Genomic DNA, 24,220 nt, shown 5'->3' on the forward strand with positions numbered 1-24,220 from the left:
GTGAATCGCTCTAGACGTAGCGACCGACCCGCCGCGCCGCCAGAGGGGCGGACGGTGAACAGTGCATGCCGGTTTCGGCCGAAAAGACGTCTCCCGGCTGCAACAGCCAATAATTTCATGGCTGCCATGCCGTTTTGGCGCTTGAACTCTCGGTTTTCGCGCGTATGTAAGCGTCGCGAATTGACTCCAGGGAAGTGGACTTGGCTATCTACAGGGAAAAAGACGTTTTCGAGCGGCGCAACGCCGCAAACGAGGCAAAGAAGGCGCTCCTCGAGCGCTTCAAGGCAAAGCCGGCTGCGGATGATCCCGCAGTGCTGGCGCGGCAGGCCGAACGCAAGGCGATCCTAGCGGCCCGCGAAATCCGCGAGGCTGAAAAGGCCCGGCTGAAGCAGGAAAAGCTGGCACGCGAAGCGGTTGAGAAGGCCGAGCGCGAGGCAGCAGCCGAGGCAGCACGTATCGCCGCCGAGGAAGCCGCACAGGCCGAGGCCAAGATTCGGGAATCCGAAGAGAACGAGCGCATCGCCCGTTTTCTGGCCGACGAAGCCGAACGCAAGGCAAAGCGCGACGCGCGTTATGCGGCGCGCAAGCAGCGTACCGGCAGGACGCCTCCGGGCTTCTCCGCCCGCTAGCCTCAAAACTGCCGAAGCAATCAGCTTCAAGAATCAGGGTCGCCTCGCAGCGGCCCTGAACGTGTTTGTCCGCCACTCCGGTCAGGCGGCGAACTTCAGCCCCATGATGCCGCAGACGATGAGCGCGATGCAGGTCAGCCTGATCGCCGTGGCCGGCTCGCCGAGCAGCCAGACGCCGAGCAGTGCCGTACCGACGGTGCCGATGCCGGTCCACACCGCATAGGCGGTACCGACCGGCAGCGTCTTCAGCGCCAGGCCGAGCAAGGTGAGGCTGACGATCATCGAGGCAACGGTCAGCATGGTCGGCACCAGCTTCGAAAACCCATCAGTGTATTTGAGGCCGATTGCCCAGCCGATCTCGAACAGGCCGGCAACAAAGAGAAGAATCCAAGACATCGACAACGCTCCATCAGAGCATCGGACCGAAAAGTGATCTTCGGGTGCCCGACGATCAATCAATCAAGCAATGACGGGTCGTCCCGTCCGGATTTGGGGAAGCGCGAGGTCGTCCCCGCCGTGCCAACATTGGAATTTCGGGCGCTCGATCACCAACGATCGGCAACGGCGTTGCCGATCGTAATCCTATTCCAATGCGGATGGCCCGGACCTACTTGTCCTTAAGCTTCATCGCCTTGACAGGCGGCGCCTTCAGGGCCGGAGCGGGAGCGGGTTTCTTGGCGTCCTTCTTCGGCTTGCGGGCTTCCTTGCCTGCCTTCATCGCACCTTTAGCCATGATTCGTTCCTCCGATTGCGGGAAGCGAAGTGAAACAAGAGAACCGCCCGACTGCAAGGGGTTAGCGACTGCTGCCGCCGTCAGCGGATCGCTTCAACCGGTTTCTAATTTGCTCGTAAACCCTGGCCGTCCGTGCCATGGTTATTTTCGCACTGCAGCATCAACCGTGCCGTCGCCGGGTGATCGTCAGGCAGGCCGGTCAGGACGAAAATGCGAATCCACATCGGCTGCGAAATGAGCTTCGACTTTCCGCAGGAAACGCCGCTCATCGCGATGCTGAATGTCCACTATTCCCGTGCCTCCGATCTCGAGCGGCCGGATTTCCTGGTCTCCAACCCGCCGGTGCCTATCCAGAGCTACCGCGACAGTTTCGGCAACTGGTGCAACCGGTTCGTCGCGCCGCCTGGGCGTTTCACCTTCGGCACAGACGCGGTGATCCGCGATCCCGGCACCTTCGAGAAGGGCGACCTGATGGCCTGGCAGCACGAGGTGCGCGACCTGCCGGCGGACACGCTGCTGTTCCTGCTGCCCAGCCGATTTTGCGAGAGCGACCTTCTGGCTGATGAAGCGTGGCGGCTGTTTGGGCAAACGCCGCTCGGCGTTCCACGCGTCCAGGCGGTCTGCGACTTCGTCCACAATCATCTCGTCTTCAACTACGGCAATGCTCGGCCGACACGTAGCGCTGCGGAGGCCTACCGCGAACAGAGCGGTGTCTGCCGAGACTATGCGCATCTCGCCGTCACATTCTGCCGGGCACTCAACATCCCGACGCGCTACTGCACCGGCTACATCAGCGACATCGGCATGCCAAAGCCATGGGCGAGCATGGATTTCTGCGCCTGGATGGAAGTCTATCTCGGCGGCCGTTGGCATGCCTTCGATCCGCGCAACAACGCACCGCGCATCGGCCGCATCCTGATCGCCTCCGGCCGTGACGCCGCCGATGTGCCGCTGACCCATATTTTCGGGCCGGGCACGCTCGCCGGGTTCAAGGTGTGGACCAGCGAGATCGTCGACTAGCCCGCTTCCTGCCGGCCAATCTGTCCAGCACTGTCTTTGACGCACGCCAGCTTTGAACGAGCCTGCGGTTCGTGCATTGTGATGTCTGTGGAGCTTCTGCCTCTGGCCTTAGGCTGGGTGCGCATCTAACGGGACCACACACCATGGCTGCGCATGGCGGCTCAAAACGGGTGATCTACACGGCGCTGGCCGGCAATCTCGCCATCGCGCTGACCAAGTTCGCCGCCGCCTTCTTCACCGGCAGTTCGGCGATGCTGTCGGAAGGCGTGCACTCGCTGGTCGATACCGGCAATGGCAGCCTGCTGCTCTACGGCATGCATCGCGCCGCCCGTCCGGCTGACCACACGCATCCGCTCGGTCACGGCCGCGAACTGTATTTCTGGAGTTTCATCGTCGCACTTCTCGTCTTTGCCGTGGGCGCCGGGGTATCGTTCTACGAGGGCGTGATCCACATCATGGCGCCGGAACCGGTCGCCAACGTCAAGGTGAACTATCTCGTCCTGGGCCTTTCCTTCCTGTTCGAAGGCAGCTCCTGGCTGGTGGCGCTGAAGGAGTTCCGCAATCAGAAGGGCAAGGAAGGCTGGCTGCGGGCCGTGCAGTCGAGCAAGGATCCGAGCGTCTACACCGTGCTGTTCGAGGACAGTGCGGCCCTTCTCGGCCTGATCGTCGCCTTCGCCGGCATCCTGGCGGCGGAACTGCTGGGGATGCCGGAACTCGACGGCGCCGCCTCGATCGGCATTGGGCTGATCCTTGGCGCGACGGCAATTTTCCTGGCCCGCGAAAGCAAGGGCCTACTGATCGGGGAGCCGGCCTCGCCCGAGGTGCAGAGACAGGTGCTGGCGATCGCCCAACAAGATCCGGCGGTGCAGCGGGCGAACGGCGTTCTGACCGTCCATATGGGGCCGGCAGAGATCGTTGCCGGGCTGAGCATCGAGTTCGAGGATCACCTGACGGCGCCGGAGATCGAAGCCTGTGTGGAGCGCCTGGAGGCGCGGCTACAGAAGGAGATGCCGGAGATCACACGGCTGTTCGTCAAGCCGCAGACCACCGGCACCTGGGAAAAGCGGCGCAAGCTGATCGAGACCGCATCCAATCCGGCGCCGGATTAGCGTTGCGCCATTGCCTCACGGTCTTGCCTCGCTAAGATTAACAACACTTTGGAGGAACGAAGATGAAAATCGACGGCGGCTGCCATTGTGGCGCCATCACCTACGAGGCGGAGGTCGATCCTGAAAAGACGAACATCTGCCACTGCACGGACTGCCAGCAACTGACCGGCACGGCTTTTCGCGTGACGGTTCCGGCGCTCGAAAGCAACTACCGCATCACCAAGGGTACGCCGAAAATCTACATCAAGACAGGATCGAGCGGCGCCAAGCGCGCGCAGGCCTTTTGCGGCGAGTGCGGCTCGCATCTATACGCCACATCGGTTGGCGACGGGCCGAAAGTCTATGGCATCCGGGTCGGCACGGCGAGGCAGCGCGATGAACTGGTTCCCCGGATGCAATACTGGCACCGCTCGGCATTGCACTGGCTGCCGGAATTTCAGGACATGACCACCGTCGAGGAGCAGTAGCGCTGTTCAATCGTCGCCTTCGACGACCCTCAGCCTGAGCTGCCCGGTCTTCGAATCGGCAACGCGAGCGCCCGTGTCAGCCTTTGCAGCGGGAGGCCGCGACGCGGCGTCCGCCGCGGCTTCGCCGTCGGCCTGCGCGCCGAACTCCAGCGCCTCGATCTTCTGGCCGCGCTTGGTGACCTTCGAAGTAGAAACCAGGATGTCGTCGATGTCCTTGGCGGACTGGCCGAAATGGACCTGCAGCTTGCGCACCCGCTCATCGACACGCGCAACATCCTCCATCAGCCGGATGACCTCGCCCTGGATCAGGTGCGCCTGTTCGCGCATGCGGGCGTCCTTGAGGATCGCCTGAATAACCTGGATCGACAGCATCAGCAGCGACGGCGAGACGATGACGACACGGGCGCGATGCGCCTTGTGGACGATCGCCTCGAAATTCTCATGGATCTCGGCGAACACCGATTCCGAAGGCACGAACATGAAGGCGGTGTCCTGGGTCTCGCCCTGGATCAGGTATTTTTCCGAGATATCGCGGACATGGATCTCGATGTCGCGGCGGAATGCCTGCGAGGCGACCTTCTGCAGGTCGGCGCCATCGGCGGCGCGGATGGCGTTCCAGGCTTCCAGCGGAAACTTGGCGTCGATGGCAAGCGACGGCGCGCCGTTCGGCATCTTCACCAGGCAGTCGGGCCGGCTGCCGTTCGACAGCGTCGCCTGGAATTCGTAGGCGCCGTGCGGCAGGCCGTCGGCGACGATCGCCTCCATGCGCGACTGACCGAAGGCGCCGCGCGTCTGCTTGTTGGAGAGTATCGCCTGCAACTGCACGACCTGGCCGGCGAGCGACTGGATGTTACCTTGCGCGACATCGATGATCGCCAGCCGCTCCTGCAATTTGGCCAGGCTTTCATGCGTCGATTTCGTCTGCTCGGTCATGGTCTGGCCGAGCCTGCCGGTCATGGCATCGAGACGCTGGCCGATCGACTGCGTCAATTCCGCTTGCCGCGCCCCGAACACTTCGGCGATGGCGCCCATGCGGCCCTGCATCTCGGCCTGGCTTTGCAGAATGCCGGCCATTCGCGCCTCGGCGTCGCGGGCATGATCGGCGGCTTCGGCGGCAGCGACTGCGCGCGCTTTGGCCGACCGCCACAGCGCGACAACGAGCGCCACGAACAGGCCGAGAACCAGCAAGGCGCCGAAGGCCAGCGCATGGCCGAGTGTGATCGTGGTGGCGCCAAGCCGGGCGACAGGTTCCGAAAGGATGGTGCTCAGATCATTCATGTGGACAGCATAAACGATTCGCCCTGATCGCACAGATCAAAACGTGAACGAGCTTCGCGCGCAACGGTTGACGCTTTTCGCTGGAGGTCTTAGGTGGAGCGCCATGCCGATCAAGCCGCTCATCATCCTTCCCGATCCCATCCTGCGCCAGGTTTCCAAGCCGGTGGAGCGTGTCGACGCGCCTTTGCGCAATTTAGCCGACGACATGCTGGCGACCATGTATGACGCGCCCGGCATCGGGCTGGCCGCAATCCAGATCGGCGAGCCGCTGCGCATGCTGGTGATCGATCTCGCCAAGGAAGACGAGGAGCCGGCGCCGCACGTCTTCATCAACCCGGAAATCCTGGAGAGCGCCGATGCGCGGTCCGTCTACGAGGAAGGCTGCCTGTCGATCCCGGACTATTATGCCGAGGTCGAGCGCCCGGCCGCCGTGCGGGTCAAGTATCTCGACCGTGACGGCAAATTGCAGGAGATGGAGGCCGAGGGCCTGATGGCGACCTGCCTGCAGCATGAGATCGACCACCTCAATGGTGTCTTGTTTATCGACCATATCTCGAAGCTGAAGCGCGACATGGTTGTGAAGAAATTCAAGAAGCTCGCCAGAGACAAGGCGCCGGGCAAGCTGGTGGGATAGGGGAAATGCCCCTTCGCGTCATCTTCATGGGCACGCCGGAGTTTTCGGTGCCGACGTTGCGCGCCATCGCCGAGGCCGGACATGAAGTCGCAGCCGTCTACACCCAGCCGCCGCGCGCCGCCGGACGGCGCGGGCTGGAACTGACGCCGTCGCCGGTGCAGCGCGAAGCGGAGCGGCTGGGCATCGAGGCGCGTACACCGACTTCGCTCAAAGGTGAGGCCGAGCAGGCCGCTTTCCGGGCCTTGCGGGCCGATGTAGCCGTGGTGGTCGCCTACGGCCTGCTGCTGCCGAAGGCGGTTCTGGAGGCGCCCCGGCTTGGCTGCATCAACGGCCATGCCTCGCTTTTGCCGCGCTGGCGGGGGGCTGCACCAATCCAGCGCGCCATCATGTCCGGCGACAGCGAAACCGGCATGATGGTGATGCGCATGGAAGAGGGTCTGGACACCGGTCCGGTCGGATTGGTTGAAAAATGCGCCATCGAGCCCGATATGACAGCCGGCGATCTGCACGATCGATTGATGAGCGTCGGCGCAACCCTGATGGTGGAAGCGCTGGCCCGACTGGAAAGGAACACGCTGACATTTGCCGACCAGGCGGTGGAAGGGGTGACCTACGCCAAGAAAGTCGATAAATCCGAGACGCGCGTGGACTGGACTCGCCCGGCGAGCGAGGTCCACAATCATATTCGTGGCTTGTCGCCCTTTCCCGGCGCCTGGTCGGAGATAGAAATTGGCGGCCGCCCGGAACGGCTGAAACTGCTTCGCTCGACGCTATCGCAAGGCCTGTCGCTTTCGGAAGATTTGGGCGAGTCGGGAGGAATTCTCGATGACCGGCTGACTGTCGCCTGCGGGGCAGGCGCGATCAGGCTGGTCGAAGTTCAACGGGCGGGCGGAAGGCCTGCTGCCGCGCAGGAGTTCCTGCGCGGGGCCAAGATCGAAAAAGGAATGAAATTCTCATGAGCATGATGTCGATACGCGCGGCGACGCCGCGGGATCGCGAGGCCATTCGCCTCGTCGAAGAGCACGCTTTTGGCCAGCAGGCGGAGGCCGGGCTGGTCGACGCGCTGGTGACCGGCGGCGACGTCGTCGCCGAACTGGTGGCGGAAGAAGACGGCCAGGTGGTCGGCCACATCCTGTTTTCCCGGCTGTTCGTCGAAAGCGGCGGCAAGAACTTCGCGGCCGTGGCGCTGGCGCCGTTGGCGGTGGAGCCTTCGTTCCATGGCAGCGGTATCGGCGGCGCGCTGATCCGCGAGGCGCATATCCGCCTCAAGGACACCGGCGAGACACTGGCCGTGGTGTTGGGCGATCCGGCCTATTACAGCCGTTTCGGCTACAGTCACGCCCGCGCCGAAAAGTTCGAGAGCGAGTATCAAAGCGAGGCTCTGCAGGCATTGGCCTGGGGCGATGCTCCGGAAGCCGGCAAACTGGTCTACGCGTCGGCCTTCGGCTCGGCACTCGCCGCGTAGGCGGCAACAGCCCTAGAGCCGGATGATTTCAGGTCGAATCCACCTGAAATCTGAATCCGTCTCTAATCCAAGAGATCGAGCATGATGTCGTCCGAAAACCGCTTCACACTTTTCGGCGTCTTGCCCTAGCATGCCGCGTTTTCGCCTCGACATCGAATATGACGGCAGCCTGTTTGCCGGCTGGCAGCACCAGGCGGACCAGCCTTCGGTGCAGCAGGCGATCGAGCAGGCGATCGAAAAATTCTGCGGCGAAGCGGTCCGGCTGCGCGCCGCCGGCCGCACCGATGCCGGCGTGCATGCCACCGCCCAGGTTGCGCATGTCGACCTCGTCAAGGCGTGGCCCAACGACAAGGTGCGCGATGCCGTCAACGCCCATCTGCAGGCGGCCGGCGCGCGCGTCGCCGTGCTCAAGGCAACGGTCGTCTCCGACAGCTTCGACGCGCGATTCTCGGCCACCGGCCGCCACTACCTCTACCGTATCCTCAACCGCCGCGCGCCGGCCGCACTCGACAAGGGCAAAGTGTGGTGGGTGCCGAAACGGCTTGACGCGGGCGCCATGCACGAAGCGGCAAAGGTCCTGGTCGGACGGCATGACTTCACCACCTTCCGCTCGACCCAGTGCCAGGCCAACAGCCCGATCAGGACGCTGGAGCGGCTCGACGTGAGCAGGCAAGATGACGTGATCGAGGTAAGGGCTTCGGCGCGCTCCTTCCTGCACAATCAGGTGCGTTCGATGGTCGGTTCCCTCAAGCGAGTCGGCGAAGGCAGCTGGACCGCGGCCGACCTGAAAACAGCGCTCGAGGCGCACGACCGCGCCGCCTGCGGCCAGGTGGCGCCGCCCGACGGGCTGTTTCTGGTGGGTGTCGATTATCCTGAGATCGACTATGCAGGATAGGGGCTCTCCGGGATAGAGGCCCGAAGGGCTCTGTCTGGGGTAGAGTCCGGAAGGCTCTACCCGGGGACGAACCCGGAAAGGCTCTGGGACCCGACATCATCCGGCACGGCGATGCCGAGTAGCGTCTGCAGGCCGAACAGCACCAACAGCGACGCGAGGAACATACCGACGAAAACGGCGGTGCCAATGGCGGGCCCCTTGCCAATTGTGGCGTTGGTCATTCGCCAGGTCAGCACCATCGACAGGGCAAACAACAACAGCGACACAAGGCTTGAAACCTGGCTCGCTGACGATAGAAAAAGCCGGATCAGCGCCGAGGGCAGCATCAGCCAGGCAGTAATGGCCGAGGCCCAGTTGCTGGCGACGACATAGTGGACGAAGCGGCCGCCAATGCCGGCGCGCGGCGCGACCAGGGCCAGAACGACCAGCGGCAGCACCCAGGAGCCGATGTCGACGGTCGCCAGACGCACCAGCATGCTGAAGCGCCCCGCGAAAGCGTCTGGATCGCCGATCTCGTTGGCGATGCCGACCCAGCCGACTATCAGGGCCGGTGCTGCAACGACAATGGCGAAAAAGGAATTCCAGAAGCCGTCGGCCGACAGGTCGAGCAGGCGCAAGCCGTCAGCCTTGCCGAGCATGAGCCGCCAGGCGCCCGTCAGCGAAGCTTGGGTTTCATCAGCCGAAAGCATGCCCTAGCCCTGCCCGAACCAGTCTTCGATGAAGCGTTGATAGATTTGCGTCAGCGTTTCGAGATCGGCAATGGCGACACGCTCGTCGACCATATGCATGGTCTTGCCGACAAGCCCGAACTCGACCACCGGGCAATAGTCCTTGATGAAACGCGCGTCGGACGTGCCGCCGGAAGTCGACAGCGTCGGCTCCTTGCCGACCGTCGACTTGATCGAGCCGCGAAGCGTCTCGACCAGTCTGTCATCGCGGGTCAGGAAGACATGGCTCGGCCGGTCGCGCCAGACGAGCTCATAGTCGACCGGCGTCTTCTTGGCCTGCCGGTACTTCTTGCGTCTTGCCGCCTGGTCGAGCCGGTTGTGGATCTCGGCCTGCAGGGTCTCGGCCGTCCAGCTGTCGTTGAAGCGGATGTTGAAGGTCGCGGTCGCCTTGGCCGCGATGACATTGGTGGCCGGATTGCCGACATCGATGGAGGTGATCTCCAGATTGGTCGGCTGGAAATCCCTGGTGCCCTTGTCGAAGTCCGGGTGCATCAAGGCGTCGACCAGGCTCATCAGCCCACGCACCGGATTATCGGCAAGCTGAGGATAGGCGACATGGCCCTGACGGCCATTGACCGTTATGGCTCCGGACATCGAGCCGCGCCGGCCGATCTTGATCATGTCGCCGAGCGTATCGGGGTTGGTCGGCTCGCCGACAAGGGAGGCATCCCATTTCTCACCCCTGGCAGCCGCCCATTCGAGCAGCTTGACCGTGCCGTTGATGGCCGGCCCTTCCTCGTCGCCTGTGATCAGCAGCGAGACCGACCCTTTCGGGCCGCCCTTGGTCTCGACATGGCGTGCCACGGCGGCGATGAAACAGGCGATGCCGCCCTTCATGTCGACCGCGCCGCGGCCATACATCTCGCCATTGGCAATCTCGGCAGCGAAGGGCGGATGCGTCCAGGCGGCTTCGTCACCGACCGGCACCACGTCGGTATGGCCCGCAAACATCAGGTGCGGGCCGTTGCCGGACCGTCGCGCATAGAGGTTCTCGATATCGGGCGTGCCGTTTTCGGAAAACACCGGCCGATCGACCAGGAAGTCGAGCGGCTTCAGCATCGTCTCCAGCGCGCCCAACGCGCCGCCCTCAGCGGGCGTCACGGATGCACAGCGGATAAGGGCAGCGAGGTTTTCGGCGGGATCGGTCGGCAGCGTCATGGCAAAAGCGATAGTCGAAAGCGGAAGGCCTGTCACGGCCAGACATGGGGGCCAGCCTCATGGCTGGCGATACCGCCGATATTATGGTTTTCATGTCGTATAGCTGCGACCCGCGCGGGCGACAGGATGGCAGACCGGGAAAGAAGAATCGTCATTGCTATGCCGGCGGCTGCCTGGCGCTCGCCGGGCGCCGGGTGATTCTGCTGGCCCGGCCGCGTATCGATGCGGCGTTGCGGCAGGGCGGATTGCGGGTTACCGATCTTGAAGGCTGCGATCGCTCGATCAAGCCGGAGGCGCTTGCAGTCACCACCGATCCGGCCGCCGCCCTGCCGGAGGCGGATGTGATCCTGGTCACGGTCAAGAGCGGCGCGACGCAGGATATGGCAGGCCTCATCAAGGTCCATGCCCGCCCGGATGCGGTTGTGGTGAGCCTGCAGAATGGCATCGAAAATGCAGAAAGGCTGCGCGCCGGGCTTACCGGGCAAACAGTGCTGGCCGGCATGGTGCCGTTCAATGTCGTGCAGTCCCCGGATGGCGAACTGCCGCTGCGCGTTCACCGCGCCAGCGACAGCAAGGTGATGGTCGAAGACGGCAATTCCGGCCTGATCCATCTGCTTGGTGTCGAAGGTTTTGCGGTCGAGGCCCGTGGCGACATGAAGGCCGTGCTGTGGGGCAAGCTGCTGATGAATTTGAACAACGCGCTGGTGGCGCTGTCGGACCTGCCCCTGGCAACCGAATTGGCCGATCGGCGCTGGCGGCTGATTCTGGCCGGTCAGATCGACGAGGCGCTCACGGCGATGAAAGCGTCCGGCATTGAGCCGGCGCGGATTGCCGGCCTGCGGCCATCCCTGCTGTCGAAGGTGCTCAGGATGCCCGACTGCCTGTTCAAACTGCTGGCCCGGCGCATGCTGGCGATCGACCCACAAGCGCGCTCGTCGATGTGGGACGATTTGCAGCGCGGCCGACCGACGGAAATCGACGACTTGCAGGGCGCCATCCTGCGGCTGGCGGATAAGGCCGGCACGCCGGCGCCGATGGTCCAGCGGATCACTGCGCTGGTGCGCGCGGCGGAAGCGGAGCGGGTTGGCTCGCCGGGCCTGTCGCCGGGGCAGATCGCTGCGGCGCCGGCCGGCCGTCGATCAACGTGATCTTCTGCCAGATTTTCCGCGACAGGTTGGACGCCAGGTTCTCGATGTCGTTGACGCCATCGATGACGACATCGTCATTGACCGACTGCGCGAACAGCGCTGCGATCTTGCCGGTGATCGACAGCATTTCGGAGCAATAGTCGAGATAGCGCGCCAGGTCGGCGGCATTGGTGATGCGGGCAGGCGAATGCGTGGTCGGCCTGAAATCGGCCGAAAGAGCTGCCGGATCCTTGGTCAGCTGATGCATGTCGATGACATGGATCAGCGAGCGCAGGCCGTGCAATTGACGGAACACCTGTTTGCGCTTGATACGCTCCTCGGTTCGGGTCAACGCCAGGAAGCCAAGCACGGCAAGGATCATCATGTTGATCGTGGCTTCGATACCTTGCACCGACTGAACCGCATCGTCGGCCTGTGAGATATGAATGAGCGGCAGGATGGTGCCGACGAACAGGAACACCAGCGCGCCGGCGACGACGGCGGCAATGATGAGCCCGCGCAGCCACCAGATCGGCGCCTCGAGCGCCTTGGCGGCCTTGGCCAAATCGCGCGACAGCGAGACCAGTTCGGCGGCGACGCCACGCAATCCCGCTTCGGGAAAACGGTCGGCGATCCGCTCTTCGAGCCGCTCGGCGGTGTCGACGATCAGTTTCGGATCAAGCGTGCGGTAGCGCATGTCCGATCGACCCTCAGGATTGTGCCGGCTCGTTGGTGCGCCGGCCATAGCGATTGGGCCCAGGCTGCCCTGGAAACAGGCACAACACAAGGAAGGCGACAATCGAGACCACCGGGACGAACAGGATCAGTGCGGCAATGCCCGGCTTGTCCAAGTCGTGCAGCCGCTTCACCGCCAGCACGATGTTCGACCACAGCGAGGCGATGAAAGCGATAAAGAAGATGAACGACCACATGTTGCTCTCGGGCGAGCCCTCGGGCACCAGCGTGAACCGGTAGAGCGGGAAGGCCTGGATGATGGCAACGAGCAATCCACCAAGGAAATAGGCCGCGCGACTGACGCGGCCCGATGTTTTGAAGAAAAGCCAGGTGAGATCTGATCTGTCAGGCAAGCGGGTCCGGTCCATATTGATTGGCACCCCTGGAGCCTTCGAGGATGCCGAGTTCGACCAGCAGCCAGATGCCGCCGATGATAGGTACGAGGCCGATCAGCGTCCACCAGCCCGACTTGTTGCGGTCGTGCCAGCGTTTGGCATAGAGGGCAATGGCGAAATAGATCGACGCCAGCGCGAACAGGATGCCGATGATGCCGACCTGGGCGCCGCTGGCCGTGGTGAATCGCGTGCCCAGAATCGCGTCGAGAATGAAGGCAACGATGCCGATAACGATGAATACGCCGATGCCAGCCCAGAACTTGCCACGGTTGATGCGGCCGTCGAAGCTTGTGAGAAGATACTTCCAGTCCATGTCACCCCTCCATGTTGAACCAGCGCGACCGATCGTCGCGCCGGCGGAAGGTGCGCCCGCTTTGCGCAAAGATCAATCGCGCAGCAATTCGTTGATCGAGGTCTTGGACCGGGTCTTGGCATCGACGCGCTTGACGATGACGGCGCAGTAGAGGCTGGGGCCCGGCTCGCCGTTAGGCAACGGCTTGCCAGGCAGCGAGCCGGCGACGACGACGGAATTCGAGGGCACCTCGCCATAGAAAATCTCGCCGGTGGCGCGGTCGACGATCTTCGTCGACTGGCCGATGAAGACGCCCATCCCGAGCACCGAGCCTTCGCGCACGATGCAGCCCTCGACCACTTCCGAGCGCGCTCCGATGAAGCAATTGTCCTCGATGATGGTCGGGCCGGCCTGCATCGGCTCCAGCACGCCGCCAATGCCGACGCCGCCGGACAGGTGCACGTTCTTGCCTATCTGGGCGCAGGAGCCGACCGAGGCCCAGGTGTCGACCATGGTGCCGGTATCGACATAGGCGCCGACATTGACGAAGGACGGCATCAGCACGGCGCCCGGCGCGACATACGCCGAACGGCGCACGATCGATGACGGCACGGCGCGGAATCCCGCCTTCTCGAAATCGACGGCGCTCCAGCCATCGAACTTCGACGGCACCTTGTCCCACCACACGGCCTGGCCTGGGCCGCCCTTGATGATCTCCATCGGATTGAGCCGAAACGACAACAGCACGGCTTTCTTCAGCCACTGGTTGACATGCCACTTGCCGTCGGCCCGCCGCTCGGCGACACGGGCGGTGCCGCGGTCGAGCAGGTCGAGCGCCGACTGGATGGCGTCGCGCGTCTCGCCGCGTGTCATCGTCGAAATCGTGTCGCGTTCCTCGAAGGCCTTCTCAATGGTCTTTTCGAGGCTCGCCAGATCTGGCTTCGACATGAATTCGCTCCATTACCAAGCTGTTAAGGGGCTGCGCCTTAACCTGTTTTGAAAGTCGCGCGGACCGCTGGCAGGCTTTGCCTGCCGGGGTCTTTGCATGTAGCAGGTTCTTGTCGCAAAACCGTCGGACACTTTTGCGGAACCTGCTTATGTTAAGGCTCAATGAGGGTCAATCGCGGCTGCGCCATGGGACGGCGCAACTGAAGAATTTGGACGGGTAGCGCAATTATGACACCTATGGAAAAGGCGGGGTGGACGCCGCTGCCGCATTCGGACGAGGATCTGGAGCGGTCGAAGAGTGTGCCGGACACGCCGCAGACGCGTGCCGAGACCTATCGGCTGGCCTGGAACGACCCCGACTTCATGACGCGTCGCGAATTGCGCGCGGTCAGGCTGCAGCTCGAACTCTTGAAGCCTGAGATGATCCTGGCCGAACGCGGCATCCGTTCGACGGTCATCCTGTTTGGTGGCGCACGCCTGCCCGAGCCCGGCGGCGAGGCCTGGGCGGCCAAGAACGAAACGCAGAAGAAGAACCTCGAGAAAAACAGCAAATACTACGAGGAGGCGCGCAAATTCGCCCGCCTCTGCTCGCAGCAGTCGGCCACGTCATACTACCGCGAATATGTCGTGGTGACCGGTGGCGGACCCGGCGTGATGGAAGCGGGAAACCGCGGCGCCGACGATGTCGGCGCGCCGTCGATCGGCCTCAACATCGTCCTGCCGCACGAGCAGGCGCCGAACAGCTATGTGACACCGGAGCTCTGCTTCAACTTCCACTATTTCGCCATCCGCAAGATGCATTTCGTCATGCGCGCCAAGGCCGTCGCGGTGTTTCCCGGCGGCTTCGGAACAATGGACGAGTTCTTCGAGACGCTGACACTGATCCAGACCGGCCGCATGGAGCGCGTGCCGGTGATCCTGTTCGGCAAATCCTTCTGGAAACGGGCGATCGATCTCGATTTCCTCGCCGAGCAGGGCACGATCAGCCCCGGCGATCAGGATATCATCGATTTCGTCGACACCGCCGACGAGGCCTGGGGGATCATCAGCCGCTTCTACAGTCTGTGAACCAGGCGGGCAGGACGGCTCAGGCCGTTACCTCGACTATCGCCGTCAGGAAGCTGGCAAGGTTGTCGGTGACGAAATCGACGTCATCCTCGTTGGCCGGATCGCGCTCCCAGATCTCGGAAAAGGTCGGTTCGAAATTGCGCGGCACGACAAGCACCGTGGTCATGCCCAGCGACTTCGGCACCGAAAGGTTGCGGGCAAGGTCTTCGAACATCACTGCATTGTGGCCGATAACGGAGTGGAGTTCGGCGAACTTCTCATAGGTCTGGCGCGCCGGCTTGGGATTGAGCCCGGCGGCGACGATGTCGAAGATGGCATCGAAATGTTCGAGAATGCCGAGCTGGCGCGCGGTGCGTTCGGCATGCCTGCGGTCGCCATTGGTGAAGATGAACTTGCGGCCCGGAAGCTGCCGGATCGCGGTGCCGAGGACGGGATCGGGCACCAGCCATGAGTAATCGATGTCATGGACCTTCTCGAGGAAATCGTCGGGGTCGATGCCGTGGCGCGTCATCAGCCCGTTCAGCGTCGTACCATATTCGCGATAGAGTTCCTTTTGCAATTTGCGCGCGTCGTCGCGCGGCAGCGCCAGGAGTTCGCCGACATAGGCGGTCATCTTGACGTCGATCTGAGAGAACAGATTCGAATGATGCGGATAGAGCGTGTTGTCGAGGTCGAACACCCAATCGGTGACATGGGCGAAGCGGGCGGGGTCAGGGAGCGTGGTCATCTGCTCCTTATGGCATGAAACGGGCGGCCTGAAAGAGACTTTATCCACAACTTCTACTCGCTATGATTGCAGAAATGGCCTCACCGTTCAAATTTTAGTCATCCGGGAAAGGTGCCCTTCAGGGCTTGCTGGCACAGAGACAGTCTTGTGGGAGCAAGCGATGAACAGCATAATTCTGAGATCCGCCGCCGTCGCTTTCGCGTCTGTCGCGGCATCGCTCGTTTTGACGCTGATCATCGTTCCGGCGATGGGATTCCCGGTCAACCGCACGATCTGGCTGACCTCTACGCTCTGTCCACTGGTGCTGACATGGGCCGCCAGCGCAAGCACTTTCTGGCAAAGCGACAGGCTGAAAAACGCGCATCGCGACCTCGCTCGCGCGCATGCCCAGCTCGCCGCCGCGCATCGCCGCCTGGCGGAAAAGGCAAGCCGCGACGACATGACCGGCATGCTGAACCGGGAAAGCTTCTTTGCCGCGCTTGAAGGTTCGCGCCGCAAGTCCGATCGCGGCGCGCTGCTGATCATCGACGCTGACCACTTCAAGAGGATCAACGACAATTTTGGCCACCTGACCGGCGATGATGCGCTGCGTTTGATCGCCAGCGCGATTCAGCGCGGCGTGCGCAGCGGCGATGTGCTCGGCCGCATCGGGGGCGAGGAGTTCGGCGCCTTCCTGACCGGCGCCACCGAGCAGGAGGCCAAGCGCGTCGCCGAGCGCATTCGCCGCGAAGTCGAGCTGATCCGCTTCCGGCCCGTCGACGAGCGGACCATTCCACTCACCGTCAGCATCGGCGGCACCGTCTGCGGCGAAGATATGAGCGTATCGGACCTGATGCGCGCCGCCGACCGGCGCCTCTATCAGGCCAAGCATCAGGGGCGCAACCTGACGATCCTCGGCACGGACATTTCCGAAGCGGCCTGATCAAGCCGCCGATGCGGGCGCCGATGATGGCGCCGGCAGATGCAGGGCATGGCTCAAAAGCCGTAGACGGCGATGCGCATCAGCACGGCGGCTGCGGCCAGCGAGACGAGGCCGAGGCCGACTAAGGCGTCAGACTGTCGCCGGGTCGAGTGCCGGCTGGCCCTTGCGGCGGGCGACTATCGCCTCGAAGTCGGCGGTCCGGAAGGCATCGCGCAAGGCGTCAAACGACGGCAGCACGAAATAGACGCGCTGGAACTTGTCGATCTCGTAGCCGGTCCGCATCACCGTCTCCAGGTCGAAAGGCGCGTGGTGGGCATCCTTGCCGTCGACGGCGAACTGCAATTCCGTGAACGAGGACATCAGGCCGGCGCCAAAGGCCTTCAGCGGCTGGCCGGCCTCCTGCATCAGGCCGTATTCAACCGTGTACCAGTAGAGCCTGGTGATCATCTCGTCGCCGCCCAGCGCAATGATGTCGCCGGCCTTGCGCCCATACATCTGCATGAAATCGGCAAACACCGGCTGCGACAACACCGGGACGTGGCCGAAGAAGTCATGGAACATGTCCGGCTCGACGATGTAGTCGAGCTCCTGCCTGGTCCGTAGCCAGTTGGTGACCGGGAATCGGCGATTGGCGAGATGGTCGAAGAAGGGAGCCGCGGGAATGAGACCCGGCACGGCAACGATCTCCCAGCCGGTCAGCTTGCGCAGCTTGGCGCTGACCTCTTCGAAATCGGGGATGCGGTCGAGCAGGCCGAGCTTCTCGACGCCGTCTAGATAGGAGTGGTGGGCGAGCTTGCGCGTCAGTTCGGTCTGGCGGTCGCACAGCGTGCGCCACACTGCCTGCTCTTCGTCACTGTAGTCGTAACCCTGCGCCACGGTGAAATCGGCACGGCAGACCGAATAGTCGCCGCGCAACCCTTGCGCCGCGCAATCGCGGGCGTATTCCGCAACTGTCATCGTCGTCATGACTTTTCTCCTCGCAGATCATGGATGGCTGACGTGCTGAAAGGATAACCGGATTTGCCGAGGCAAATCGGTTTTGATGATGGCTCAAAGACAGAATTCGAGGTAAGATTTACCCAGAAGCGCTTTTGGAGGAGTGAAGATGCCTCAATTCGATGATTTCGAGATCAGGATGCTCGATGTCCTGCAGCGCGACGGGCGTAAGCCTGTCTCCGAGCTGGCACAAGAGATCGGCCTGTCGACGACGCCTTGCGCACGGCGTTTCGAGGCGCTGCAGGAGACCGGTATCATCAAGGGTTTTGCCGCGGTGATCAGCCGCCGCGCGGTCGGGCTAATGGTCGAGGTGTTCATCCAGGTGCGCCTTGTCAGCCACAGCGACGGCTCGCCCGAAAGCTTCATCGCCGCGGTCCAGCGCATGGACGAGGTGTCCGCGTGCTGGACAATGACCGGCGACCACGATTTCCTGCTGCATGTCATGGTGCCGTCGGTCGACGAGCTCAACGCCTTCGTCATGCACCGGCTGATGCGGCTCGACGGCGTGCGCGACGTTCATACCCAGCTCGTGCTGCAGAACATCAAGGGGCCTGGCCACGTGCCGCTCGCCCACCTCAGGCGCTGACAATGCCTGCCTTCAGTATTCCTGCGGGAAAGCTGCACGCAAACTGCTGAAGCGGGCCAAGCCCGTGTCCACATCGCCGGCCAGCTTGCGCGGACCAACAGCCGGAGGTCCGCCATGAACATCGTCCTGATCAATCCGCCGCACACCGCCATCGGCAGTCGCGTGCCCGACGACCACCTGCCGCCCCTCGGCCTTTTGGCGCTCGGCGGACCGCTGATCGATGCCGGTCATGCGGTGCGCCTCGTCGACGCCGAATTCGGGCCGATGCCGCTCGACAGCGTTGTGCGCAATGCACTGGAAGACCATCCCGACTTCGTCCTGATCGGCCATTCCGGGTCGACCTCGGCGCATCCGACCGCCCTGCTGATCGCCAAGATGATCAAGCAGCGCGAGCCGGCGACCATCATCATCTATGGCGGCGTTTTTCCAACCTATCACTGGCGTGACATACTGGCTGAAACGGACGTCTTCGACTTCGTCGTGCGCGGCAAGGGCGAGGCGACCGTGGTGGCGCTGGTCGAGGCGCTTGAAATGCACCAGCCGCCGGGGAGCGTGGCCGGCATCGCCTATCGCGACGATCTGCGCCGTCCCTTCGCCACGCAGCCGGCCATGACCATCGCAGAACTCGACGCCTACCGTGTCGGCTGGGAGCTGATCGATCACGGGCGCTACAGCTATTGGGGCGGCAAGCGTGCCGTGGTCATGCAGTTTTCGCGCGGCTGCCCGCATCTGTGCAACTATTGCGGCCAGCGCGGCTTCTGGACCCGCTGGCGGCATCGCGACCCGGTTAAATTCGCGCAAGAAATAGCATGGTTGCACCGCGAGCACGGCGTTGAACTGATCAATCTCGCCGACGAGAACCCAACGGTATCGAAGAAGGCCTGGCGCGCCTTTCTCGATGCCCTGATTATCGAGAATGTGCCGGTGCTGATCGTCGGCTCGACCCGCGCCGACGACATCGTGCGCGACGCTGACATCCTGCACCTCTATCGCAAGGCAGGTGTCATCCGCTGGCTGCTCGGCATGGAAAACACCGACGAGCAGACGCTTCAATTGATCCGCAAGGGCGGCAGCACCTCGTCCGACCGCGAGGCGATAAGGCTGCTGCGCCGCAACGGCATACTGTCGATGGCGACCTGGGTAGCCGGCTTCGAGGATGAGGGATTTCGCGACCTGTGGCGCGGCTTTCGCCAGTTGATCGCCTACGACCCGGACCAGATCCAGGCGCTTTATGTGACGCCGCATCGCTGGACGCCGTTCTTCAGGATCGCCCGGGGCCGCAAGGTGATCCAGAAGGATGCCCGGCTGTGGGACTACAAGCACCAGGTGCTGCAGATGACGCGGCTGAAGCCGTGGATGCTGTTCTTCAGCGTCAAGCTGATCGAACTGGCGGTGCAGTCGCGGCCGAAGGCGCTGGCGCGGATCCTGTTCCATAGGGATCCCGAGCAGCGGCACTCGATGCGCTGGTATACCCAGATGGGCCGGCGCGTCTGGTTCCGCGAGGTCTGGGGTTTTCTGGTCCGCGACATCAGGGTGAAGGACGGTCCGACGCTTGCCGAATTCTGGGGCGCGCCGCAGGACACGGAAGAGGAATCGATGGTCGTCCAACGCCTCAAGCGCAAACTGACATCGCCCGAGATTGCGATTTCACCCCGCGCGTGACAGCTCTTGGTAATCTCCTAAAAACCTGCGCGACGTATTCACATTGACATACGCGCCGTATGTTCCCACATCCGGCATACGGGGCGTATGTCAACAGCCGTCCCGGATGTTGGAGTGCAGCGATCCAAAACCCTGAAGCCCTGCGGATAGCTCTCGCCTTCTCGGCGAAGCCACGTCGCGATCATCAGGAGTCCGGACCTGCCTTATCTAGATGGAGTGAAACTATGACCAAACGCGACGCGATCTTTCCGGCCGGCCGGCAGGCTCTCTACGAGATCAACCGTTATTCGGCGGCGATCCGTTCGGGCGACCTTCTGTTCGTCTCCGGCCAGGTCGGCAGCCGCGAAGACGGGTCGCCCGAACCGGTCTTCGAAAAGCAGGTCCAGCTTGCCTTCGATAATCTCGCAGCGGTGCTGAAAGCCGCCGGTGGCACGTTCGACGACATTGTCGACGTCACCACATTCCACACCGATCCGGCCGCGCAGTGGGAGGCGATCGACGCGGTTCGAAAGAAGGTATTCGGCGAACCGCCTTACACGAACTGGACCGCGGTGGGCGTGAACTGGCTGGCGGGCTTCGACTTCGAGATAAAGGTCATTGCACGCCTTCCTCAGGCCGCTTGATCGATCGGCGGCAGACCGATCAACAGATCGGCCGCCGCTCAGGGCACGATCAGCGTGCCGGCGCCGTGTTCGGTGAACAGCTCGAGCAGCACCGAATGCGGCGTCTTGCCGTTGAGGATGACGACGCCTTCGACGCCGCGTTCGATCGCTTCGATGCAGGTTTCGACCTTGGGGATCATGCCGCCCGAGACCGTGCCGTCCTTGATCAGCGCCTTGGCCTCGGCCACCGTCAGCTCGTCGATCAGCTTCTTGTCCTTGTCGAGCACGCCCGGCACATCGGTGAGGAACAGCAGGCGTGTCGCCTGGCAGGCTCCGGCAATGGCGCCGGCGAAAGTATCGGCATTGATGTTGTAGGTGTGGCCGTCGCGGCCGGGCGCCACCGGCGCCAGCACCGGGATCATTTCGGAGCGCGCCAGAAGATCGAGCAAGGTGCGGTCGACCTCGACCGGCTCGCCGACAAAGCCGAGATCGAGCACGCGCTCGATATTGGAGTCCGGGTCGATCATCGTCTTGCGGGCCTTTTCGGCGAAGACCATGTTGCCGTCCTTGCCGCACAGGCCGATCGCCCATTCGCCCTCGGCGTTGATCAGGGCGACGATCTCCTTGTTGATCGAACCGGCCAACACCATCTCGACGATCTCGACCGTCTTCTGGTCGGTGACGCGCAGGCCGCCCTCGAACTTGGATTCGATGCCCATCTTGGCCAGCATGGCGCCGATCTGCGGACCGCCGCCATGGACGACGATCGGGTTGACGCCGGATTGTTTCAGCAACGCGATATCGCGGGCGAACGCCTTGCCGAGTTCGATATTGCCCATGGCGTGGCCGCCATATTTCACCACGACCGTCTTGTTCTCGTAGCGCTGCATGTAGGGCAGCGCCCGCGACAGCAGGGCTGCCTGCATTTCGGCGGTGGCGGCGATGTCCGTCATCGGCTTGGTTCCCTGGAGATCGGTAAAGACGGCGGCGTCTTAGCGGGAATTGGCTCCACCCGCAAATGGCTTTGCTGTCATATTCCAGCGCCTCACGACCTCGTCATCATGACGGCACCTTTAGCGGTGCCCTGCGGCCCAGCCAGCCCGAGATCTTTTCCATCTGCGCGGCGAGCGACAGCAGCGTCTCCTCGTCGCCCGGGCGGCCCGCCGCCTGGATGCCGAGCGGCAGGCCGGCATCGGTGACATGGACCGGCAGTGCGATCGACGGCTGGCCGCTGACATTCTGGATCGCCGGCCAATGGGTGAACCAGAGGCTCTTGTCCATCAGCTGGCCGAAGAACGGTTTCAGCTTCAGCAAGGGCGTCAGGTGGAGCTTGTCGAGCAGGTTCTCAATGAACTCGTCTGTGCCTTTCGGATCCATGGCGCCGCAGGCGAGCGGCGGATGGGCAATGATCGGCATCAGCACAGCGTCATACCGAGCAGTCTCGGCGATCAGCTGCCGCGAGGCGGCATGCAGCCGCAGCAGGTCGGCATAGGTCTCGCCGGCCGACAGCATCTCGCCCAACCTGCCGAGCACCCGGGTGGCCCGCTCGACATCGCCCATAACGGAACGGCCTACACGCAGCGCCTCCGCCCGCATCGTGCCGGCGACGGCCGAGGCAACCGTCCTGCAGAAGCCAGCGAGGAAATCGCGCCCTATGAATGGCAGGTCGATCTCCTCGACGGTGTGTCCGCCCTCGCGGGCAAGCGCCACCGCCGTGTCGAGCGCCTTGAGCGTCTCATCCGAGATCGGCAGGCCAAGCGGCGATTTGCGGTACACGGCCAGCCTGAGCTTGCCGGGATCGCGTGCGGCGGCCGCCGTGAACGTGCCTTTCGGCGGCGGCGCGGCATAGGGCGACAAAAGGTCGGGACCGTGGGTGAGATCGAGCAGCAACGCGCAATCGCGCACCGAACGGGTGAGTGCATGGTCGACCACCATGCCGTACCAGCTTTCGCTCACCAGGGGCGTCAGCGGTGTGCGGCCGCGCGATGTCTTCAGGCCGACAAGCCCGGTGCAGGCGGCGGGCACGCGGATCGAGCCGCCGCCATCCGAGGCGTGCGCCACCGGCACGACACCTGCGGCGACCAGTGCCGCCGCACCACCCGACGAGCCACCGCTGGTATGGCCGGTGTTCCACGGATTGCAGGTGATGCCAAAGGCTTTGGACTCGGTCATCAGCCGCAGCCCGTGTTCCGGCGACGTCGAGGTGACGATCGGAATGAGCCCGGCGGCAAGATAGCGGTCGGTGAGCGCCGAATCGACGTCGGCCAGCCATGCCGGAATGCGGCTGCCGCCATGCGTCGACACGCCCTTGATGGCTATGCCGAGATCCTTGATGGCGAACGGGACGCCGGCCAGCGGCAGCGAGCGGTCGACGATCCTGGCGCGGGCGCGGGCGGCATCATAGAGCGACACGGCCGTGGCGTTGATGTCGCGACGGGTGGCCTCGGCGCGGGCAATCGCGGCCTCGGTCAGCTCGACGGGCGAGACCTCGCCCTTGCGAATCAGATCGGCGAGGCCGGTTGCGTCTTGCGACCATAGTATCTGTTCAACCGACATGCGCGCTCCCCGTCCCTACAGCAAGCTAGCCAGTGGCGACTACATTGGCAATCGACGGGCGGAGCCGGGCTGGCGACACGCAAAGCTAGGGCGTGCACAAGGTTTTCCGCCGTTGCAAATATATCGCAATCGCCTAATTTGCCTGCGATGACGCCGCAGGACATCACCAAGCTGATCGTCCGGACTTCGATGAAGGATCGGGCCGCGTTCGATCTGCTCTACCGGCAGACCAGCGCGAAACTTTTCGGCGTTTGTCTTCGTGTATTGAACGATCGGGGAGATGCGGAAGAAGCTCTACAGGAAGTCTTCGTCAAGATATGGACGAAGGCGGACCGTTTTGCCGTCTCCGACCTGAGCCCGATCTCCTGGTTGGTGGCGATCGCGCGCAATCATGCGATCGATCGCATCAGGGCGCGGCGCAAGCCTGCTGCCGACATCGATGCCGCACTCGACGTGGCCGATCCGGCGCCGGGGCCTGAAGCGATGGTGGTGGCGGGCGACGAATCCGAACGCATCCACCATTGCCTCGATGAATTGGAGAAGGACCGGGCGGCGGCCGTCCGGGGTGCTTATCTCAAGGGCGAAAGCTATGCCGAACTGGCGGAGCGCCACGGCGTGCCGCTGAACACGATGCGTACCTGGCTGCGCCGCAGCCTGCTGAAACTCAGAGAATGTCTGGAAAGATGACGCTGGCAGAAGACACAGGACCGGAACGTGGAGGCGACGACCTGCTCGCCGCCGAATACGTTCTCGGCGTGCTGGCTGCCGACGAACGCCGGATCGCGTCTCGCCGCATCGAAGCCGAGACCGACTTCGCCCGCCTTGTCGACGGCTGGGAGGTCAATTTTTCGCCGCTGGCTGCCGTATCAGGACATCGAGCCGCCGACTTCGGTCAAGCCGGCGATCGACCGCAGGCTGTTTGCTCCCGCCGGGGCCGTTACCGTACCCGCTCAACCGCGCGGATTGTGGTCCAGCCTGGCCTTCTGGCGCGGCCTCGCCGCGGCAGCGGTCGCCGCACTGGCGATCTACATCGCCGTGCCCATCCTTCACCCGCCGGTCGAGCAACCGCAGGCGCGCCTCGTCGCCTCGCTGGCCGCCGAAGGCAGCGACGTCAAATATCTCGCCGTCTACGACGCCGCACATCACGAGGTCGGCCTGTCGCACGTCTCCGGTGAGCGCGCCGCCGGCAAGGACTTCGAGCTGTGGATGATCGAAGGCAAGAACCCGCCGGTGTCGATGGGCGTCATTCCGGCAGGTGCTACGGCGCGCATCATCGTCTCGCCGGCGGCCCGGCAGAAGCTCGCCCAGGGCGCGGTGCTGGCCGTCAGCCTCGAGCCGTCAGGCGGTTCGCCGACCGGCCAGCCAACCGGCCCGGTGGTCGCCGCGGGCGATCTGAAGAGCATCTGACCGGCTCTTGCGTCAGCAAACTCAAAATGGCTTACTTGAAGTCTATCATTCGCTGCATATGCCTCAGTGAGCATGTTCGTC

At 63.5% G+C, this 24,220-nt stretch carries 28 protein-coding genes and 1 pseudogene; 16 read left to right on the forward strand and 13 right to left on the reverse strand.

The genetic code is table 11. The features are described 5' to 3' along the window. The first annotated feature begins 200 nt into the window (after positions 1-200). The gene (locus tag NKH57_RS03530) at positions 201-629 is read left to right on the forward strand and encodes a DUF6481 family protein (protein WP_023761392.1); all 429 of its coding nucleotides are present in this window, start codon (positions 201-203) and stop codon (positions 627-629) included. 81 nt (positions 630-710) lie between these two features. On the opposite strand, the gene sugE is transcribed toward NKH57_RS03530, so the two are convergent. Together sugE and NKH57_RS03540 are read right to left on the reverse strand one after the other, a co-directional pair. Next, positions 711-1,025: a quaternary ammonium compound efflux SMR transporter SugE gene (sugE, locus tag NKH57_RS03535; RefSeq protein ID WP_352728321.1), complete on the reverse strand. Its 315-nt coding sequence runs from the start codon at positions 1,023-1,025 to the stop codon at positions 711-713. Between the two features lie 211 nt (positions 1,026-1,236). After that, positions 1,237-1,362, reverse strand: coding sequence for a hypothetical protein (locus NKH57_RS03540; protein WP_013528464.1), 126 nt, complete (start codon positions 1,360-1,362; stop codon positions 1,237-1,239). A 210-nt stretch (positions 1,363-1,572) separates the two neighbouring features. Here NKH57_RS03540 and NKH57_RS03545 point away from each other — a divergent pair, with 210 nt between their 5' ends. The 3 genes from NKH57_RS03545 to NKH57_RS03555 all read left to right on the forward strand — a co-directional run bounded on the left by NKH57_RS03545 (position 1,573) and on the right by NKH57_RS03555 (position 3,958). Then, complete coding sequence (locus NKH57_RS03545; RefSeq protein WP_023761390.1) at positions 1,573-2,382, forward strand: transglutaminase-like domain-containing protein; 810 nt, start codon at positions 1,573-1,575, stop codon at positions 2,380-2,382. A gap of 143 nt (positions 2,383-2,525) precedes the next feature. Next, positions 2,526-3,491 carry a cation diffusion facilitator family transporter gene (locus NKH57_RS03550; protein WP_352486125.1) on the forward strand — a complete coding sequence of 322 codons (966 nt, stop codon included), beginning with the start codon at positions 2,526-2,528 and terminating at the stop codon, positions 3,489-3,491. Positions 3,492-3,553: 62 nt separating this feature from the next. Next, on the forward strand, positions 3,554-3,958 hold the full coding sequence (locus NKH57_RS03555; protein ID WP_023761389.1) for a GFA family protein: 405 nt from the start codon (positions 3,554-3,556) through the stop codon (positions 3,956-3,958). A gap of 6 nt (positions 3,959-3,964) precedes the next feature. Here NKH57_RS03555 and NKH57_RS03560 read toward each other — a convergent pair whose 3' ends face one another. Further along, positions 3,965-5,236 carry a DNA recombination protein RmuC gene (locus NKH57_RS03560; RefSeq protein WP_023761388.1) on the reverse strand — a complete coding sequence of 424 codons (1,272 nt, stop codon included), beginning with the start codon at positions 5,234-5,236 and terminating at the stop codon, positions 3,965-3,967. A gap of 103 nt (positions 5,237-5,339) precedes the next feature. Between NKH57_RS03560 and def the strand changes: the two genes are divergently transcribed. The 4 genes from def (at position 5,340) to truA (ending at position 8,230) form a co-directional block, all read left to right on the forward strand. After that, on the forward strand, positions 5,340-5,870 hold the full coding sequence (gene def / locus NKH57_RS03565) for a peptide deformylase (protein ID WP_023761387.1): 531 nt from the start codon (positions 5,340-5,342) through the stop codon (positions 5,868-5,870). A gap of 5 nt (positions 5,871-5,875) precedes the next feature. Next, positions 5,876-6,829, forward strand: coding sequence for a methionyl-tRNA formyltransferase (gene fmt / locus NKH57_RS03570; RefSeq protein WP_023761386.1), 954 nt, complete (start codon positions 5,876-5,878; stop codon positions 6,827-6,829). Then, positions 6,826-7,335 (forward strand): GNAT family N-acetyltransferase, encoded by a 510-nt coding sequence (locus NKH57_RS03575; RefSeq protein ID WP_023761385.1) that lies wholly within the window; start codon positions 6,826-6,828, stop codon positions 7,333-7,335. Before fmt ends, NKH57_RS03575 begins: the two co-directional genes overlap by 4 nt. Before the next feature lie 130 nt (positions 7,336-7,465). After that, positions 7,466-8,230, forward strand: a complete 765-nt coding sequence (truA, locus tag NKH57_RS03580) for a tRNA pseudouridine(38-40) synthase TruA (RefSeq protein WP_352941773.1) — start codon at positions 7,466-7,468, stop codon at positions 8,228-8,230. A 56-nt stretch (positions 8,231-8,286) separates the two neighbouring features. Here truA and NKH57_RS03585 read toward each other — a convergent pair whose 3' ends face one another. Next, positions 8,287-8,919, reverse strand: a complete 633-nt coding sequence (locus tag NKH57_RS03585) for a transporter (RefSeq protein WP_352486124.1) — start codon at positions 8,917-8,919, stop codon at positions 8,287-8,289. A gap of 3 nt (positions 8,920-8,922) precedes the next feature. After that, positions 8,923-10,116, reverse strand: a complete 1,194-nt coding sequence (gene dapE, locus NKH57_RS03590) for a succinyl-diaminopimelate desuccinylase (RefSeq protein WP_023761383.1) — start codon at positions 10,114-10,116, stop codon at positions 8,923-8,925. 59 nt (positions 10,117-10,175) lie between these two features. On the opposite strand from dapE, the gene NKH57_RS03595 reads away from it, so the two are divergent. Further along, entirely contained in the window at positions 10,176-11,264 is a 1,089-nt protein-coding gene (locus NKH57_RS03595) for a 2-dehydropantoate 2-reductase (protein WP_348626175.1), read from the forward strand. On the opposite strand, the gene NKH57_RS03600 is transcribed toward NKH57_RS03595, so the two are convergent. From NKH57_RS03600 to dapD, 4 genes are all read right to left on the reverse strand, one after another. Then, a complete protein-coding gene (locus tag NKH57_RS03600) occupies positions 11,164-11,940 on the reverse strand; it encodes a hypothetical protein (protein ID WP_023761381.1) in 777 nt (258 codons plus the stop codon). The two genes, NKH57_RS03595 and NKH57_RS03600, sit on opposite strands and share 101 nt — an antisense overlap. Before the next feature lie 13 nt (positions 11,941-11,953). After that, positions 11,954-12,331: a DUF805 domain-containing protein gene (locus tag NKH57_RS03605; protein ID WP_352941777.1), complete on the reverse strand. Its 378-nt coding sequence runs from the start codon at positions 12,329-12,331 to the stop codon at positions 11,954-11,956. Next, entirely contained in the window at positions 12,324-12,686 is a 363-nt protein-coding gene (locus NKH57_RS03610; RefSeq protein WP_023761379.1) for a DUF805 domain-containing protein, read from the reverse strand. The genes NKH57_RS03605 and NKH57_RS03610 overlap by 8 nt, the downstream gene beginning before the upstream one ends. A gap of 72 nt (positions 12,687-12,758) precedes the next feature. Next, positions 12,759-13,613: a 2,3,4,5-tetrahydropyridine-2,6-dicarboxylate N-succinyltransferase gene (dapD, locus tag NKH57_RS03615; RefSeq protein WP_352941779.1), complete on the reverse strand. Its 855-nt coding sequence runs from the start codon at positions 13,611-13,613 to the stop codon at positions 12,759-12,761. Between the two features lie 228 nt (positions 13,614-13,841). Here dapD and NKH57_RS03620 point away from each other — a divergent pair, with 228 nt between their 5' ends. Then, positions 13,842-14,681: an LOG family protein gene (locus NKH57_RS03620; RefSeq protein ID WP_023761377.1), complete on the forward strand. Its 840-nt coding sequence runs from the start codon at positions 13,842-13,844 to the stop codon at positions 14,679-14,681. A gap of 19 nt (positions 14,682-14,700) precedes the next feature. On the opposite strand, the gene NKH57_RS03625 is transcribed toward NKH57_RS03620, so the two are convergent. After that, positions 14,701-15,408: a pyrimidine 5'-nucleotidase gene (locus tag NKH57_RS03625; protein ID WP_352601763.1), complete on the reverse strand. Its 708-nt coding sequence runs from the start codon at positions 15,406-15,408 to the stop codon at positions 14,701-14,703. A gap of 160 nt (positions 15,409-15,568) precedes the next feature. On the opposite strand from NKH57_RS03625, the gene NKH57_RS03630 reads away from it, so the two are divergent. Beyond that, entirely contained in the window at positions 15,569-16,330 is a 762-nt protein-coding gene (locus tag NKH57_RS03630; protein WP_352601765.1) for a GGDEF domain-containing protein, read from the forward strand. A 129-nt stretch (positions 16,331-16,459) separates the two neighbouring features. Here the strand turns inward: NKH57_RS03630 and phhA are convergent, their stop codons facing one another. Further along, positions 16,460-17,296, reverse strand: a complete 837-nt coding sequence (gene phhA, locus NKH57_RS03635) for a phenylalanine 4-monooxygenase (protein ID WP_352941782.1) — start codon at positions 17,294-17,296, stop codon at positions 16,460-16,462. 139 nt (positions 17,297-17,435) lie between these two features. On the opposite strand from phhA, the gene NKH57_RS03640 reads away from it, so the two are divergent. The 3 genes from NKH57_RS03640 to NKH57_RS03650 all read left to right on the forward strand — a co-directional run bounded on the left by NKH57_RS03640 (position 17,436) and on the right by NKH57_RS03650 (position 20,197). Continuing rightward, entirely contained in the window at positions 17,436-17,912 is a 477-nt protein-coding gene (locus NKH57_RS03640; protein WP_352486123.1) for an Lrp/AsnC family transcriptional regulator, read from the forward strand. A 114-nt stretch (positions 17,913-18,026) separates the two neighbouring features. Next, positions 18,027-19,574 carry a magnesium-protoporphyrin IX monomethyl ester anaerobic oxidative cyclase gene (gene bchE / locus NKH57_RS03645; protein ID WP_352941785.1) on the forward strand — a complete coding sequence of 516 codons (1,548 nt, stop codon included), beginning with the start codon at positions 18,027-18,029 and terminating at the stop codon, positions 19,572-19,574. Positions 19,575-19,798: 224 nt separating this feature from the next. Next, positions 19,799-20,197 carry a RidA family protein gene (locus NKH57_RS03650; RefSeq protein WP_023761371.1) on the forward strand — a complete coding sequence of 133 codons (399 nt, stop codon included), beginning with the start codon at positions 19,799-19,801 and terminating at the stop codon, positions 20,195-20,197. Between the two features lie 38 nt (positions 20,198-20,235). Here NKH57_RS03650 and argB read toward each other — a convergent pair whose 3' ends face one another. After that, positions 20,236-21,129 (reverse strand): acetylglutamate kinase, encoded by an 894-nt coding sequence (argB, locus tag NKH57_RS03655; RefSeq protein ID WP_352941788.1) that lies wholly within the window; start codon positions 21,127-21,129, stop codon positions 20,236-20,238. A 106-nt stretch (positions 21,130-21,235) separates the two neighbouring features. Continuing rightward, positions 21,236-22,732, reverse strand: a complete 1,497-nt coding sequence (locus NKH57_RS03660; protein WP_352941791.1) for an amidase — start codon at positions 22,730-22,732, stop codon at positions 21,236-21,238. A gap of 147 nt (positions 22,733-22,879) precedes the next feature. On the opposite strand from NKH57_RS03660, the gene NKH57_RS03665 reads away from it, so the two are divergent. Further along, a complete protein-coding gene (locus NKH57_RS03665) occupies positions 22,880-23,419 on the forward strand; it encodes a sigma-70 family RNA polymerase sigma factor (RefSeq protein WP_023761368.1) in 540 nt (179 codons plus the stop codon). Then, positions 23,416-24,139: pseudogene (locus tag NKH57_RS03670) on the forward strand (anti-sigma factor). The gene NKH57_RS03665 and the pseudogene NKH57_RS03670 overlap by 4 nt, the downstream one beginning before the upstream one ends. The last annotated feature ends 81 nt before the right edge of the window (positions 24,140-24,220 follow it).

Source organism: Mesorhizobium sp. M1050, from assembly GCF_040318715.1.
Taxonomy (GTDB): Bacteria; Pseudomonadota; Alphaproteobacteria; order Rhizobiales; family Rhizobiaceae; genus Mesorhizobium.